This window comes from Aurantibacter aestuarii, from assembly GCF_003008425.1.
GTDB classification, from domain to species: Bacteria; Bacteroidota; Bacteroidia; order Flavobacteriales; family Flavobacteriaceae; genus Aurantibacter; species Aurantibacter aestuarii.
The window spans coordinates 44971-58203 of sequence record NZ_PXOQ01000006.1 but is presented as its reverse complement, the minus strand read 5'-3'; the positions used below and the strand labels follow the sequence as shown (position 1 = coordinate 58203).

The window sequence follows — 13233 nt, the reverse complement described above, 5'->3', positions numbered from 1 at the left end:
AATAACAATACTCTTTTTAATGAAATATTTTTTAATCTCCATTTTAATATTGTGTTCAATCTTAAAAATTCAAGCACAAAATGACACATTTACCTTAGAAGAATTAGAAGAAAAAAGCAAAAAATCTTCAAGGAAAGAAGCCGATAAAAATACTGTGCCATTTAGTAAAGTAGGAAAAGTACCACTATATCCTGGTTGTGACGTTAAAGGTTCTAATATTGAAAAAAAGGACTGCATGAGTTCTAAAATTGCTCAATTTATTGAAGAGAATTTCGATAATGACATGGCACAAAACCTAGGATTACCAACTGGCCCAACTAGAATAATCTCTGTTTTTAAAATTAATACAAAAGGAGAGATTGTTGACATTAGAGCAAGAGCAGAGCACATTTTATTGGAAAAGGAGATTGTTAGGGTTTTAAATTTAATGCCAAAATTTACTGCTCCAGGTTATGTGGAAGATGAACCTGTTATAGTACCTTACAGTCTACCTGTTAAAATTATGATTGAAGAACAAAAGGATAAAGATGAGTCCTTTAGCTACCCAGCTCATAAAAGATGTGCAAAAATTATAGATAATGAACTTTTAAAAAAATGTACTCAAGAAAAAATATCTGATTTTATAAAATTGAGTGTTAACTATGAACTTGCCGATAAACTATTCCCTCAAGATAAATCTACTCAATTTAAAGTTTTCTTCACTGTAGATAAAAAAGGAAATATCAAAGACATTACCGCTAAAGCACATCATAGAGAGATGGCAAAAGAAGTCATTAGAGTATTAAAAAAATTACCGAAGTTTAAAAAACCTGCAATGAATAATGGAGCTCCAGCAGACTTTAAATATTCTTATCTACTTACAATTTATTTTTAATTATAACTCCAACACACTATTTTCAGAACCTGCATAAGAATTCCAAACTAGCTTATCTGCTTCTGGTTCGTTTTGCCAGTTACCGTCTACAACATATTTAAATTCGTAATTTTTGCCTTGCTCTAAATTTACGGTTCCTGTAAAACTTCCGTTTTTAAGTTTCTTTAGAGGTGCTTTTTTAGAATTCCACTTATTCCAGTCACCTGCTACAGAAACAGTTTCTGCAGTTTCTGCGTCAACCTTAAACGTAACTTTACACACCGGTTTAGTTTTTAAAAATTGTTTCTTAATAGCCATAATTTTTTCTTTTTTATTAGTTTAAAATTAAAGTATTATTTTCAAAAAAATACTTGAAAATGCTCATTTAAAATAAGATTTATGGTATTCTGAATTTTGAATACCATTAAATAAAAAAATAAAATTTTTAATTACTAAATATTAAACAATTCATAATCAATATAATAGAAAAACTTATTGTCAAATATAACTATAACGGTTTCGCTATCAATACATTCCAACTTAAAATTATGTATTTTTGTTTATCTAAAACTAAAGGACATGTTTGGCAAGAAAAAATCCACACCACAAATAGATCAGGAACAGTTAGAGCTTATTAAAAAAGCACAAAAACGCATTGCCCAGAAAAAAAGACTGTATGCTCATTTTGTTTTATTTTTAGTTGGTGCGGTCTTTTTATTGGCACTAAATTTAGTATTTAAATTTGGTGAAGAGCAGCGTTATTTAGATTTAGATTGGAGTGTTATTGCCGTTTTAATCTGGTTGTTCTTTTTAGCATATCACTTTATTTCTGTTTTTCTTGTAAATAAATTCATCAACAAAGAGTGGGAAGAAAAGCAATTGGCTAAACTGGTTGAAAAACAAAAAAAAGCCATAGAAAAAATAAAATCAAAAAACGACATTCAAATTCCATCAGAAAAAGAAATCGCTCAAATTGAACACTCTTCAAAAAAAACTGATACCATTTCTAATTTAACGATGATTGTTGCTGCAGGCGAAAAAAACGAAATTGGTAAAAACAATGATTTAATCTGGCATTTAAAAGACGACTTAAAACGTTTTAAGGCTTTAACTTCTGGTCACCATATTATTATGGGTCGTAAAACCTTTGAAAGTTTCCAGAAACCATTACCAAACAGAACACACATTGTTATTACCAGACAAGATAATTATGTTGTGACTGAAGGCGTCATAGTAGTAAACAGTCTAGAAGAGGCTTTTAAATTTATAAAAAACGACCATCAGCCTTTTATTATTGGTGGTGGCGAAATTTACAAGCAAGCCTTACCATATGCCGAGAAAATTGAATTAACACGCGTGCATGAAACTTTTGATGCCGACACCTATTTCCCTGTAATAGACGCTAATAACTGGAGAGAAATTAAAAATGTGTTTCATACCACAGATGCAGACCATGAACACGAATTTTCTTTTTTAACTTTTGAAAGAATATAAAAGGGTTTAAAAGCTTATGGTTAGACACATTCAATTACGTATTTCATTAAAAGAAGAAGAAATTAGCGATATTTTACTTAAAAAATCGGCAGAATTTCTAAGTATTCCTGTATCCGAAATTACAGGTATTAAAGTCTTACGTAAATCTATAGATGCTAGAAAACCAAAGATTATTTTAAACTATAAACTTTCGGTATTTATAAAAGAAGCGTTGCCAAACCAACCAGATTATATTTTTGATTATAAAGACGTTTCAAAAGCAAAACCAGTTCATATTATAGGTTTTGGTCCGGCAGGAATGTATGCAGCATTACGTTGTATAGAGTTGGGATACAAACCTATTGTGTTAGAGCGCGGTAATAATGTAAAAGACAGACGTCGCGATTTAAAAGCTATAAATCAGGATCATTTTGTAAATGAAGATTCTAATTATTGTTTTGGTGAAGGTGGCGCAGGAACCTATAGTGATGGTAAACTTTATACCCGAAGTTTAAAACGTGGCGATGTACGTAAAATTTTTGAAAACCTAGTATTTCATGGCGCAACAGACCAAATTCTGGTAGATGCGCATCCACATATTGGCACCAATAAATTACCCAAAGTGGTTCAAAATATTCGTGAAACCATTTTAAATCATGGTGGCGAAATTCATTTTAATACCAGAGTAACCGACTTTGTTATAAAACAAAATAAAATTGAAGCCTTACAACTTCAAAATAATACCGAGTTAAAAACCGAACGTGTTATTTTAGCAACAGGTCATTCGGCAAGAGATATTTATCAGCTACTTCATGATAAAAACATAGCATTACAAGCAAAATCGTTTGCTATGGGCGTTCGGGTGGAACATCCGCAAGACATTATAGATAGCATTCAATACCACTGCTCTGGAGAGCGACATGAGTTATTGCCAGCAGCTGCATATAGTTTGGTACAACAAGTCAATAATCGTGGGGTTTACTCTTTTTGTATGTGTCCAGGCGGTTTTATAGTTCCTGCTGCCACAGCCAATGGTGAAGTAGTCGTGAATGGCATGTCGCCTTCTAAACGTAATAATCAATTTGCTAATTCTGGGATTGTGGTAGAAATAAATGCCGAAGAAGATTTAAAAAAATACGAGCATTTTGGAGCTTTAAAAGGCTTAGAGTTTCAAAAAGATTTCGAAAAATTTGCTTTCGTGGCAGGTGGAAAAACACAAACCGCTCCCGCACAACGTTTAACCGACTTTGTGGAAGGTAGATTGTCTAACTCTTTAAACGACACTTCATACCAGCCAGGATTAAAATCGGTACCTATGCATTCTTTAATGCCTAAACAAATAGGTAGTAGATTAAGAAAAGGATTTGCCGCTTTTGGAGACAAAATGAAAGGGTTTTATACCGAAGAAGCCAATATTATTGGTGTAGAATCCAGAACCTCATCGCCTGTAAATATTCCTAGAAACGATAAATTACAACATCCAGAAATTACTAATCTTTTTCCTTGTGGTGAAGGTGGCGGTTACGCTGGTGGTATTGTAAGCGCAGCTATGGATGGCGAGCGTTGTGCCGAAGCTGCTTGTAATTTTTAGGAGCTATTTCCAGCTTTACGCACTCCATCTTTTTTTGCCATAAATGGAAGCAAAAAAAGGATGTCAGACAAATGCTTCAATCTGGGCTAAAAAAAATAATATGACCTAAAATATGACGTTTTTTATTTATGAATGTTATTAAGCTATCTCTATTTATTTTAATACTCTTTTCTTCATGCACAAATGAAGAAAACATTTCAAAATCAAATATATTAGAGAAATTGGAAGTAACCGATGATGACAGTTACAGAAAGTACTATTTAGAATTAAATAAACTAAATCTATCAAAAATAGAAAAATGCGCTATTGAGAAACAAAGAGCTATAAATGAATTACAAAAAAACTCTTTAACTTTTTGTTTAAATTATTATCCAGATTATACTGAAGAGTTAATAGACATTCTAAAGAAAGAGTATAATATTAAATCCATAATCACTCCTTTAAACGATATTGTATCAAACAGCGATAGTACAAATTATGAAAACTGTTATCAAAAAATAATGGATAGTATTTTAGATAAAAGATTTGGTGTAAACTTTATTAAAACCCAGTCTAACAGAGCAAATAAAAAATATCATTTAAAGAACAAAGATTCTATATTTAATTTTTCAAATTCAACTGAATTTAAATCATTTGTAAGTAGTCCAAAATATAAAAAATTTGAAGACTCAATTATAAAAATCTTAAATAAACACATAATTTACCCAAAATCATATATCAGCAAAAATAACAACGCTTATCTATCAGCCGATTTTACTGTCACAAAGAAAGGATTAATTAAGGATTTAGTAATTGAATCCAAACTTGATACCGTTAACAACAAACATAAACTAAACCTGGAAGAACAATTAGAGGACTATTTAAAAAGTATTAACTGGATGCCATTTGAAGCTTTTGAATCTAAAATTAAAGTAAAGGAGCATTTTACTTATTATCTTAAATAATCAATAATTTAAGTTATACTTCGAGTTAAAAAATATGCTTATTTTTACCGCAGCAAAAATTAAAAAAAAATGAAAGCATACATATTTCCAGGTCAAGGTGCTCAATTTTCAGGAATGGGCTTAGACTTATACGAAAACTCACCAGAAGCTCAAGAATTATTTGAGAAAGCCAATAAAATTTTAGGATTCCAGATTACAGACATTATGTTTGAAGGAACAGCAGAGCAACTTAAAGAAACCAAAGTAACCCAACCAGCTATATTTTTACATTCGGTAATTTTAGCAAAAACTTTAGGTGAAGCTTTTAAACCAGAAATGGTTGCCGGACATTCGTTAGGCGAATTTTCAGCATTAGTAGCTGCTGGTGCTTTAAGTTTTGAAGACGGTTTAAAGCTAGTCTCACAACGTGCTTTAGCTATGCAAAAAGCTTGCGAAGCTGCTCCAAGTAATATGGCTGCTGTTTTAGGATTAGAAGATGAAGTGGTAGAAAACGTATGTAATACAATTGATGGTGTCGTAGTTGCAGCCAATTATAACTGTCCTGGTCAACTCGTTATTTCTGGAGAAGTTGAAGCCATTAACAAAGCATGTGACGCTTTAAAAGAAGCTGGAGCCAAACGTGCATTAGTATTACCAGTTGGTGGTGCATTTCACTCACCTATGATGGAGCCTGCTAGAGAAGAACTTGCTGCTGCTATAGAAAATACCACATTTTCTAAGCCAAACTGTCCTATATACCAAAATGTTACAGCAAATGCAGTAACCGATGAAAACAAAATTAAAGCAAATTTAATTTCGCAGTTAACCGCACCAGTAAAATGGACACAATCTGTACAACAAATGATTACAGATGGAGCAACTTTATTTACAGAAGTTGGACCAGGAAATGTATTACAAGGCTTAGTTAAGAAAATAGACCGTAGCGCAGAAACAGCTTCAGCAACTTTTGAAACACAAGCCTAATGTCTAAAAGAACCGTTTACATTCTTAGTCTAATTGTTATTAATATAGCTTTAGACCAAATTAGCAAAGTAATTGCCCGAGCCACCTTAATGCCTTATGAAGAAGTGAAGGTTTTAGGTAGTGTCTTTACATTAAATAACGTTGAAAATGATGGTGCCTTTTTAGGATTAGGTGGCGATTTTCATCCGTTCATAAAAATTGCTTTACTGTGGCTATTACCTATTTTGGTATTAGGCTTTGTATTGCGTATGATTTTAACCGATAAAAGTATAGATGCTATGTCTTTATTTGGATTTTGCTGTATTGTTGGTGGAGGCGTTGCTAATGTGTTTGACCGCATTGTTTATGGCTCTGTAACCGATTTTATGCATATCGATTTTGGAGGTTCGCTTAGAACTGGGATTTTTAACATTGCAGACGTTTCTGTTATGGTGGGCTTAGGTTGCTTACTAGTAGCTAGTTTTAGAAATAAAAAGAAGAAAACCTTATCTGAAGATTAAATATTAAGCACAAAAAAAGCGAAAGTCTAACTTTCGCTTTTTTTATTTTTTCTAAATCTTATCGACTTAATTGGCATTCCACACAATCTTTAACTTCACCACTATAGGTCTCTCTATATTTATGTAGTGTAGCGATTGGAACTCCTAAAAATTGCTTTTTAATATAAGTTACTTTTGCATTAACGCGTCCCATTTTGGGTGCAAATCTATTTTCTAACTTGGTGCGTCGTTTTACTCTAATCAGTTTCATTTGTTCAAATATCATTTGTGCAAAGATGAGAAAATTAATCGCCAATAACAAGTAATACTTGTTAAACCCCTGTTAATCTATGTGTTGCGTAAATTTTGCTGCCATTTCCATGAAGATGCTAAAGCTTCTTCCAGATTTAATTTCGTTTCCCAGCCTAAGCCCTCTTTTGCTTTTTTAGTGTCTGCGAAAGCGGTAATAATATCGCCTTCTCTTCGAGGCGCAATCTTATAATTTAATGGTTTACCTGTGACTTTTTCAAAAGTTTTGACCACTTCTAAAACAGAACTACCTTTTCCTGTTCCTAAATTAAAAAAATCGAAATTTTTATGCGTTTTATGTTCTGCTAAAACTTCCAAAGCTTTAACGTGAGCCTTAGCTAAATCCACCACATGAATATAATCACGAATACACGTACCGTCTGGTGTTGGGTAATCGTTACCATAAACCTGTAATTGTTCTCTAATACCTGCCGCAGTTTGTGTAATGTACGGCACCAAGTTTTGAGGTATTCCTAAAGGCAACTCTCCTATTCTAGCAGATGCATGTGCGCCTATAGGATTAAAATACCGTAAGGCTATTGCCTTAAATGATGACTGAGACTTACAAAAATCCTGAATAATCTCTTCCCCAATTTGCTTGGTATTACCATAAGGAGATTCTGCTTTTAAAACAGGCGCGCTTTCTGTAATGGGTTGTTCTGAAGATTCTCCATAAACCGTACAAGACGAACTAAAAATAAAATTTGATAACTGCTTTTCCTTTAAATTATTTAAAATATTAATTAGAGAAAATAAGTTGTTTTCATAATACTTTAAAGGGTCGCTTACACTTTCTCCAACTGCTTTATAAGCTGCAAAATGAATGACACCACCTAAATCTTTATGTATTTCAAAAAACTGATTGGTTTTAGTTTTATCTGTTAAATCTATATTATAAAATACGGGTTTAATGCCAGTAATAGAAGTAATACCATCTAAAACAGATAATCTGGTGTTTGAAAGATTATCTATAACAATTACTTCGTGACCTTGAGATTGAAGTTCTACAACGGTATGAGATCCTATATAGCCTAATCCGCCTGTTACTAGTATTTTCATAAGGTGTTGGTTATTGCGTTAAGGATTGTAATGACATCCTTTTTTTTGTTGCAGTAATGCAAAAAAAAGATAGAATGAAAAGCCTGCCCTTTTGGTTTTTCTCCAAAAGGGGACGCCCACATATTATTTATTAATAAATGCTTTAACTGTTTTAGTGATAAAGTCAATTTGCTCGTCGTCTAACTCTGTATGCATAGGTAATGAAATCACTTCCTTTACCAATTGATTAGTCACTGGAAAATCGGCTTCGTTATAACGTGAATCTTTATAGGCCTTTTGCGAGTGTAGTGGGATTGGATAATACACACCACAAGGAATACCGTTCTCGTTTAGGTGTTTAACTAAGGCGTCTCGGTCTATATTCTTAACTTTTAAAGTGTATTGGTGGAATACGTGACAGTCGCAAGTGCTACAAATACCTTCGCAATTATTTACTGTTTTAGGTGTAATAACGTTTTTTTCGTCTTTAAATGCGTCGTTATACTTTCGTGCGGCTTCTCTTCTTGCCGCGTTGTAAGTATCTAAATGTGGTAATTTGGCGTCTAAAACTGCTGCTTGCATAGAGTCTAATCTAGAATTCACGCCAACCACGTCATGATGGTAACGCTCGTACATCCCATGATTTACAATACCTCTAATGGTATGAGCCAAATCGTCGTCATTTGTAAAAATTGCTCCGCCGTCTCCATAAGCCCCTAAGTTTTTAGAGGGAAAAAAAGAGGTTGACGCCACATGCCCTATCGTTCCCGACTTGGCTTTTTTACCATTTTTATAGGTATAATTAGCACCAATACCTTGTGCATTATCTTCTATAACATACAGATTATGTTCTTCCGCCAATTGCATAATAGCTTCCATGTTTGCACATTGTCCAAATAAATGCACCGGAACTATAGCTTTTGTTTTTGGCGTTATGGCTTTTTTTATAGCTTCAATATTAATGTTGAAATCATCTTTATTTACATCTACCAAAACTGGTGTTAAGTTTAAAAGCGCAATAACTTCTACCGTTGCAGCAAAGGTGAAGTCTGCCGTTATCACTTCATCTCCAGGTTGCAAACCCAAGCCCATCATGGCAATTTGTAGCGCATCGGTTCCATTGGCACATGGAATTACATGTTTCACACCTAAATAGTCTTCCAGGTTTTTTTGAAACTGGTGTACTAAAGGCCCGTTAATATATGAAGTGGTATCTAAAACCGATTGAATAGAGTCATTAACGGTTTCTTTAATTTTATCGTATTGACCTTTAAGGTCGACCATTTGTATTTTTCTCATATAACAATAATACAAAATTCGTTTTCTTAAAACAATGAAAAAAGTTTAAAGAACTGTATTTTAGCTTAAATTTATTTGTAAGTATGTTTTACAATTTATTGGTCGTATTTACCAGGTATATATTAAAATTCTTATCGCTTTTTAGTGAAAAAATTAAAAAAGGTGTTTTAGGACGAAGCGAAAGTTTTTTAAAAATTAAAACCGGTATAAATGAAAGCGATAGAACCATCTGGTTTCATTGTGCTTCTTTGGGTGAATATGAGCAAGGACTTCCTGTATTTGAAGCAATTAAAAAACGCTACCCTGAACATAAAATCGTTTTAAGTTTTTTTTCTCCATCGGGTTATGAAATTAGAAAACATTCTCCCATTGCAGATGTGGTTATTTATTTACCGTTAGATACTAAAGCAAATTCTAAAAAATTTATTGCACTGCTTAAACCCGAGCTTACCATTTTTGTTAAATATGACATTTGGCCTAATTATTTGATAGAGTTACAAAAGAAAGATTATAAGAGTATTTTAATCTCTGCTGCATTTAGACCAGAACAAATTTATTTTAAATGGTATGGTAGTATTTTTAAAAAAGCCTTAAAGAGCTTTAATCACATATTTACTCAAAATACAGAAACGCTAAACTTATTGGAAAAAATAAATTATACTCAGGCTAGTTTTTCTGGAGACACAAGGTTTGATCGTGTTACAAATCAGCTACAATTAAACAACACATTAGATTTTGTCGAAACTTTTAAAGGAGACCATTTACTTTTAGTCATTGGAAGTTCTTGGGCTGAAGATGAGGCCTTGTACTTGGACGCTATAAATAATTCTAAAGAATTAAAAATTATAATCGCACCTCATGAAATTCAACCTAAAAAAATAAAATCATTACTTGAAAAAATTAATCTAAAAACAGGTCTCTATACAAATCTTGAGAACTTAGATTTAAAACGCACGCAAGTTTTTATTCTAGATACTATTGGTTTATTAAGTAAAGTATATGCTTATGCAGACATAGCTTATGTAGGCGGCGCAGCAGGACATTCTGGTTTACACAATATTTTAGAGCCTGCAACTTTTGGTGTGCCTATACTCTTTGGAACAAACCATAATAAATTTCCTGAAGCAAAAGAATTAATTTCTTGTAATGGTGCTATGGAAATTGCTTCAAGTGAAAATTTTAAAACACAATTAAGTAAACTCGTAAAGGATAATGAGCTTAGAAGACAAATGAGTCATCAATCGGCACAATTCATTTCAGAAAGAAAAGGTGCTACTAAAACAATTATGGATTTTTTTAACTTAAACGCATTTAAATGTTAAAATAATTTCAAAAAAATTCTTATTTAAATATAAATGTTGTTAATTTATCCTGTATTAAATAATTAAAAACTAATCAAAATGAAAAAATTAATTTATACAGGAGCTCTTTTTTTAGCTTTATGTGCAACATTTACATCTTGTAGAGAAGAAGACAAACAAGATGCCGAAAACGCAATGGAACAAACTGGTGATGCTATTGAAGAAGCTGCTCAAGACACAGAAGAAGCTGCTGAAGGTGGTTTTGAAGCTGTTGGTGAAGCAATTGACAATGCCGTAAATGAAACTGAAGAAGCTGGTGAAGCTGTAGAAGATGCAGTAAACGAAGCTACTGACGATGATAACAACTAAACTTTTTTAGTTTAAAACTTAAAAGCTATCCTAACGGATAGCTTTTTTTTTATTTAAAAAAATGAATTTTTTGTAACATTTTGAAAAATCTCACGTATAAGTATATGAGAACACTAATTAAAAGCCCATATATTTAAATGAGACAACTTAAAATTACCAAACAGGTAACCAACAGAGAGACCGCATCATTAGATAAATATTTACAAGAAATAGGAAAGGTAGATCTTATTACTGCCGATGAAGAAGTAGAATTAGCACAGCGTATTAAAGCAGGAGATCAAATTGCTTTAGAAAAATTAACCAAAGCTAATTTACGTTTCGTTGTTTCTGTTGCAAAACAATACCAAAACCAAGGTTTAACGTTACCAGATTTAATTAACGAAGGTAATTTAGGTTTAATTAAAGCCGCACAGCGTTTTGATGAAACGCGTGGTTTTAAATTTATATCTTATGCAGTATGGTGGATTCGTCAATCCATCTTACAAGCGCTTGCAGAACAATCTCGTATTGTACGTTTACCATTAAATAAAATTGGTTCGATTAATAAAATTAATAAAACTTTTGCTCACTTAGAGCAAGCACATGAGCGTCCACCAAGCCCAGAAGAAATTGCTAAAGAATTAGACATGACTATTAACGATGTTAAAGAGTCTATGAAAAATTCTGGTCGTCACGTAAGTATGGATGCGCCTTTAGTTGAAGGTGAAGATTCTAACTTATATGATGTCTTAAACTCTGGTGAATCTCCAAACCCAGATCGTGAATTATTACACGAGTCTTTACGTACAGAAATTGAGCGTGCATTAGAAACTTTAACACCTCGTGAAGCAGACGTAATTCGTTTATATTTTGGTTTAGGAAATCAACATCCAATGACTTTAGAAGAAATTGGTGAAACGTTTGATTTAACTCGTGAGCGTGTTCGTCAAATTAAAGAAAAAGCGATTCGTCGTTTAAAACATACCTCTAGAAGTAAAATTTTAAAAACATATTTAGGATAAATTTTCTAAATTATAGAATTATATATTTTGAAACCCTTAGTTAACGCTAAGGGTTTTTATTTTTAATATATTTGCACAACTTTAAAATGTATAATAAATGTCTAGTAAATTAATAGCACCTTCAGTTTTAGCGGCAGACTTTGCCAATCTTCAGCGCGATATTGAAATGATTAATGCAAGTGATGCCGATTGGTTTCATATTGATATTATGGATGGAGTTTTTGTACCAAATATTTCTTTTGGAATGCCTGTTTTAAAAGCCATTACCAAGCATGCTAAAAAAACTATAGATGTGCATTTAATGATTGTGAATCCAGATCAGTATATCCAAACATTTGCAGACCTAGGAAGCGATATTTTAACAGTGCACTACGAAGCCTGCACACATTTACACAGAACACTACAAGCTATAAAAGCAGCAGGTATGAAAGCTGGTGTTGCTTTAAATCCGCATACCAGTATTAATGTTTTAGAAGATACTATAAATGATATTGATATGGTGTGTTTAATGAGTGTAAATCCTGGGTTTGGTGGACAAAGCTTTATAGAGAATACATACACTAAAGTAGAACAATTAAAAGCCTTAATTACTAAAAAAGGAGCTTCTACATTAATAGAAATTGATGGTGGAGTAACTAATAAAAATGCAAAACAACTTGTAGATGCTGGTGCAGATGTTCTAGTGGCTGGAAGCTATGTTTTTGGAGCTACAAACCCAACAGATACTGTAAAAGATCTAAAAGCTTTAGCGAATAGCTAATAACTTATTAATAATTAGCAAAATTAAATTTTAAAAGCCGTTTGACTTTTCTGTAAAGATTAGGAAAATGGCTTTTGAAGTTTTCTGGTGTTTCTATGAAATTTTCAATTAACACCGCCAAAAACTCAAACTGATTTGTAAATGCGTAGTCTCGAAAATACTGTGAGGCAATTAACTCTTTACGTAGAGGTTCATTTTGGCTTAAAAACAAAGTAAGCTCTGCAAAACTTCGCTTAAATATTTTCGAACTGTAATCGGTTTCTGTTAAACTATTAAAATGGATGGCATGGGTAAACTCGTGGATTCCTAAATTTAAATTATCATTTTCAATTTTAAATCCTTGTAAGAAATCCTTCCAAGAAAATACTATGGCATTGAGTTTTGGATTAAATTCTCCTTTATGATAATCGTCACTCACGGTAGAATAAAATTCTCCCGGATAAATAATAATACGCTCTAAAATTTTAATATAGAAATATTTCATCCCAAAAGTTAGCATAACTGCTGTCGCCCCTAATAACAATTCCACATCAGGTGTTACGATAAAACCATCGCGACCAATAAATTCCTTCTTTTTTACAAATTGAACTAAACGATGTTCAAAATAGGTTTTTCGTTTTGCGGATAATGTTCTGTAAAATTTAAAATGTGTACTTATAAATTGTCGGTCTTTATCTGAAAGCTTCTTTTTAAAAGGATAAAAATGTATAAATAGCGACCTATTGAAGATTTTATAATAAAAGCGTTCAGTCAACTTATATAACAAGAACACAAAGCCCAAAAGCATCAATCCATTAAATATCATATAGACTAATGGCGACTCTATTTTTAAATACATCATGGGGTAAAAATA

The 13233-nt window shown here is 32.4% G+C and carries 15 protein-coding genes; 10 read left to right on the top strand and 5 right to left on the bottom strand.

Going from position 1 to position 13233, the window contains the following annotated elements; all coding sequences use genetic code 11:
* Positions 1-19 precede the first annotated feature (19 nt).
* On the top strand, positions 20-874 hold the full coding sequence (locus C7H52_RS00300) for a hypothetical protein (RefSeq protein ID WP_106461884.1): 855 nt from the start codon (positions 20-22) through the stop codon (positions 872-874).
* Here the strand turns inward: C7H52_RS00300 and C7H52_RS00295 are convergent, their stop codons facing one another.
* On the bottom strand, positions 875-1171 hold the full coding sequence (locus tag C7H52_RS00295; protein WP_106461883.1) for an isoamylase early set domain-containing protein: 297 nt from the start codon (positions 1169-1171) through the stop codon (positions 875-877).
* 261 nt (positions 1172-1432) lie between these two features.
* On the opposite strand from C7H52_RS00295, the gene C7H52_RS00290 reads away from it, so the two are divergent.
* The 5 genes from C7H52_RS00290 to lspA all read left to right on the top strand — a co-directional run bounded on the left by C7H52_RS00290 (position 1433) and on the right by lspA (position 6324).
* Positions 1433-2347: a dihydrofolate reductase gene (locus tag C7H52_RS00290; protein ID WP_106461882.1), complete on the top strand. Its 915-nt coding sequence runs from the start codon at positions 1433-1435 to the stop codon at positions 2345-2347.
* 16 nt (positions 2348-2363) lie between these two features.
* Entirely contained in the window at positions 2364-3917 is a 1554-nt protein-coding gene (locus C7H52_RS00285; RefSeq protein ID WP_106461881.1) for an NAD(P)/FAD-dependent oxidoreductase, read from the top strand.
* A gap of 128 nt (positions 3918-4045) precedes the next feature.
* Positions 4046-4861 (top strand): hypothetical protein, encoded by an 816-nt coding sequence (locus C7H52_RS00280; RefSeq protein ID WP_106461880.1) that lies wholly within the window; start codon positions 4046-4048, stop codon positions 4859-4861.
* 69 nt (positions 4862-4930) lie between these two features.
* The gene (gene fabD, locus C7H52_RS00275) at positions 4931-5824 is read left to right on the top strand and encodes an ACP S-malonyltransferase (RefSeq protein ID WP_106461879.1); all 894 of its coding nucleotides are present in this window, start codon (positions 4931-4933) and stop codon (positions 5822-5824) included.
* Complete coding sequence (lspA, locus tag C7H52_RS00270) at positions 5824-6324, top strand: signal peptidase II (protein WP_106461878.1); 501 nt, start codon at positions 5824-5826, stop codon at positions 6322-6324. Before fabD ends, lspA begins: the two co-directional genes overlap by 1 nt.
* 58 nt (positions 6325-6382) lie before the next feature.
* Here lspA and C7H52_RS00265 read toward each other — a convergent pair whose 3' ends face one another.
* The 3 genes from C7H52_RS00265 to C7H52_RS00255 all read right to left on the bottom strand — a co-directional run bounded on the left by C7H52_RS00265 (position 6383) and on the right by C7H52_RS00255 (position 8949).
* Positions 6383-6574, bottom strand: a complete 192-nt coding sequence (locus C7H52_RS00265; RefSeq protein WP_106462060.1) for a hypothetical protein — start codon at positions 6572-6574, stop codon at positions 6383-6385.
* Between the two features lie 77 nt (positions 6575-6651).
* Positions 6652-7671 carry a UDP-glucose 4-epimerase GalE gene (gene galE / locus C7H52_RS00260; RefSeq protein WP_106461877.1) on the bottom strand — a complete coding sequence of 340 codons (1020 nt, stop codon included), beginning with the start codon at positions 7669-7671 and terminating at the stop codon, positions 6652-6654.
* A 123-nt stretch (positions 7672-7794) separates the two neighbouring features.
* Positions 7795-8949 (bottom strand): DegT/DnrJ/EryC1/StrS family aminotransferase, encoded by a 1155-nt coding sequence (locus C7H52_RS00255; protein ID WP_106461876.1) that lies wholly within the window; start codon positions 8947-8949, stop codon positions 7795-7797.
* A gap of 83 nt (positions 8950-9032) precedes the next feature.
* On the opposite strand from C7H52_RS00255, the gene C7H52_RS00250 reads away from it, so the two are divergent.
* From C7H52_RS00250 to rpe, 4 genes are all read left to right on the top strand, one after another.
* On the top strand, positions 9033-10271 hold the full coding sequence (locus C7H52_RS00250; RefSeq protein WP_106461875.1) for a 3-deoxy-D-manno-octulosonic acid transferase: 1239 nt from the start codon (positions 9033-9035) through the stop codon (positions 10269-10271).
* Positions 10272-10349: 78 nt separating this feature from the next.
* Positions 10350-10619 carry a hypothetical protein gene (locus C7H52_RS00245; protein ID WP_106461874.1) on the top strand — a complete coding sequence of 90 codons (270 nt, stop codon included), beginning with the start codon at positions 10350-10352 and terminating at the stop codon, positions 10617-10619.
* 137 nt (positions 10620-10756) lie between these two features.
* Complete coding sequence (locus C7H52_RS00240) at positions 10757-11620, top strand: sigma-70 family RNA polymerase sigma factor (protein ID WP_106461873.1); 864 nt, start codon at positions 10757-10759, stop codon at positions 11618-11620.
* Between the two features lie 97 nt (positions 11621-11717).
* Positions 11718-12380, top strand: coding sequence for a ribulose-phosphate 3-epimerase (gene rpe, locus C7H52_RS00235; protein ID WP_106461872.1), 663 nt, complete (start codon positions 11718-11720; stop codon positions 12378-12380).
* 7 nt (positions 12381-12387) lie between these two features.
* Here the strand turns inward: rpe and C7H52_RS00230 are convergent, their stop codons facing one another.
* Positions 12388-13221: a zinc-dependent peptidase gene (locus C7H52_RS00230; RefSeq protein ID WP_106461871.1), complete on the bottom strand. Its 834-nt coding sequence runs from the start codon at positions 13219-13221 to the stop codon at positions 12388-12390.
* Positions 13222-13233 lie beyond the last annotated feature (12 nt).

Excerpts from the sequence above, each read along its gene's own strand:
- C7H52_RS00300 (WP_106461884.1), top strand. The coding sequence starts at position 20 with ATGAAATATTTTTTAATCTCCATTTTAATATTGTGTTCAATCTTAAAA.
- C7H52_RS00295 (WP_106461883.1), bottom strand. The coding sequence starts at position 1,171 with ATGGCTATTAAGAAACAATTTTTAAAAACTAAACCGGTGTGTAAAGTT.
- C7H52_RS00290 (WP_106461882.1), top strand. The coding sequence starts at position 1,433 with ATGTTTGGCAAGAAAAAATCCACACCACAAATAGATCAGGAACAGTTA.
- C7H52_RS00285 (WP_106461881.1), top strand. The coding sequence starts at position 2,364 with ATGGTTAGACACATTCAATTACGTATTTCATTAAAAGAAGAAGAAATT.
- C7H52_RS00280 (WP_106461880.1), top strand. The coding sequence starts at position 4,046 with ATGAATGTTATTAAGCTATCTCTATTTATTTTAATACTCTTTTCTTCA.
- fabD (WP_106461879.1), top strand. The coding sequence starts at position 4,931 with ATGAAAGCATACATATTTCCAGGTCAAGGTGCTCAATTTTCAGGAATG.
- lspA (WP_106461878.1), top strand. The coding sequence starts at position 5,824 with ATGTCTAAAAGAACCGTTTACATTCTTAGTCTAATTGTTATTAATATA.
- C7H52_RS00265 (WP_106462060.1), bottom strand. The coding sequence starts at position 6,574 with ATGAAACTGATTAGAGTAAAACGACGCACCAAGTTAGAAAATAGATTT.
- galE (WP_106461877.1), bottom strand. The coding sequence starts at position 7,671 with ATGAAAATACTAGTAACAGGCGGATTAGGCTATATAGGATCTCATACC.
- C7H52_RS00255 (WP_106461876.1), bottom strand. The coding sequence starts at position 8,949 with ATGAGAAAAATACAAATGGTCGACCTTAAAGGTCAATACGATAAAATT.
- C7H52_RS00250 (WP_106461875.1), top strand. The coding sequence starts at position 9,033 with ATGTTTTACAATTTATTGGTCGTATTTACCAGGTATATATTAAAATTC.
- C7H52_RS00245 (WP_106461874.1), top strand. The coding sequence starts at position 10,350 with ATGAAAAAATTAATTTATACAGGAGCTCTTTTTTTAGCTTTATGTGCA.
- C7H52_RS00240 (WP_106461873.1), top strand. The coding sequence starts at position 10,757 with ATGAGACAACTTAAAATTACCAAACAGGTAACCAACAGAGAGACCGCA.
- rpe (WP_106461872.1), top strand. The coding sequence starts at position 11,718 with ATGTCTAGTAAATTAATAGCACCTTCAGTTTTAGCGGCAGACTTTGCC.
- C7H52_RS00230 (WP_106461871.1), bottom strand. The coding sequence starts at position 13,221 with ATGATGTATTTAAAAATAGAGTCGCCATTAGTCTATATGATATTTAAT.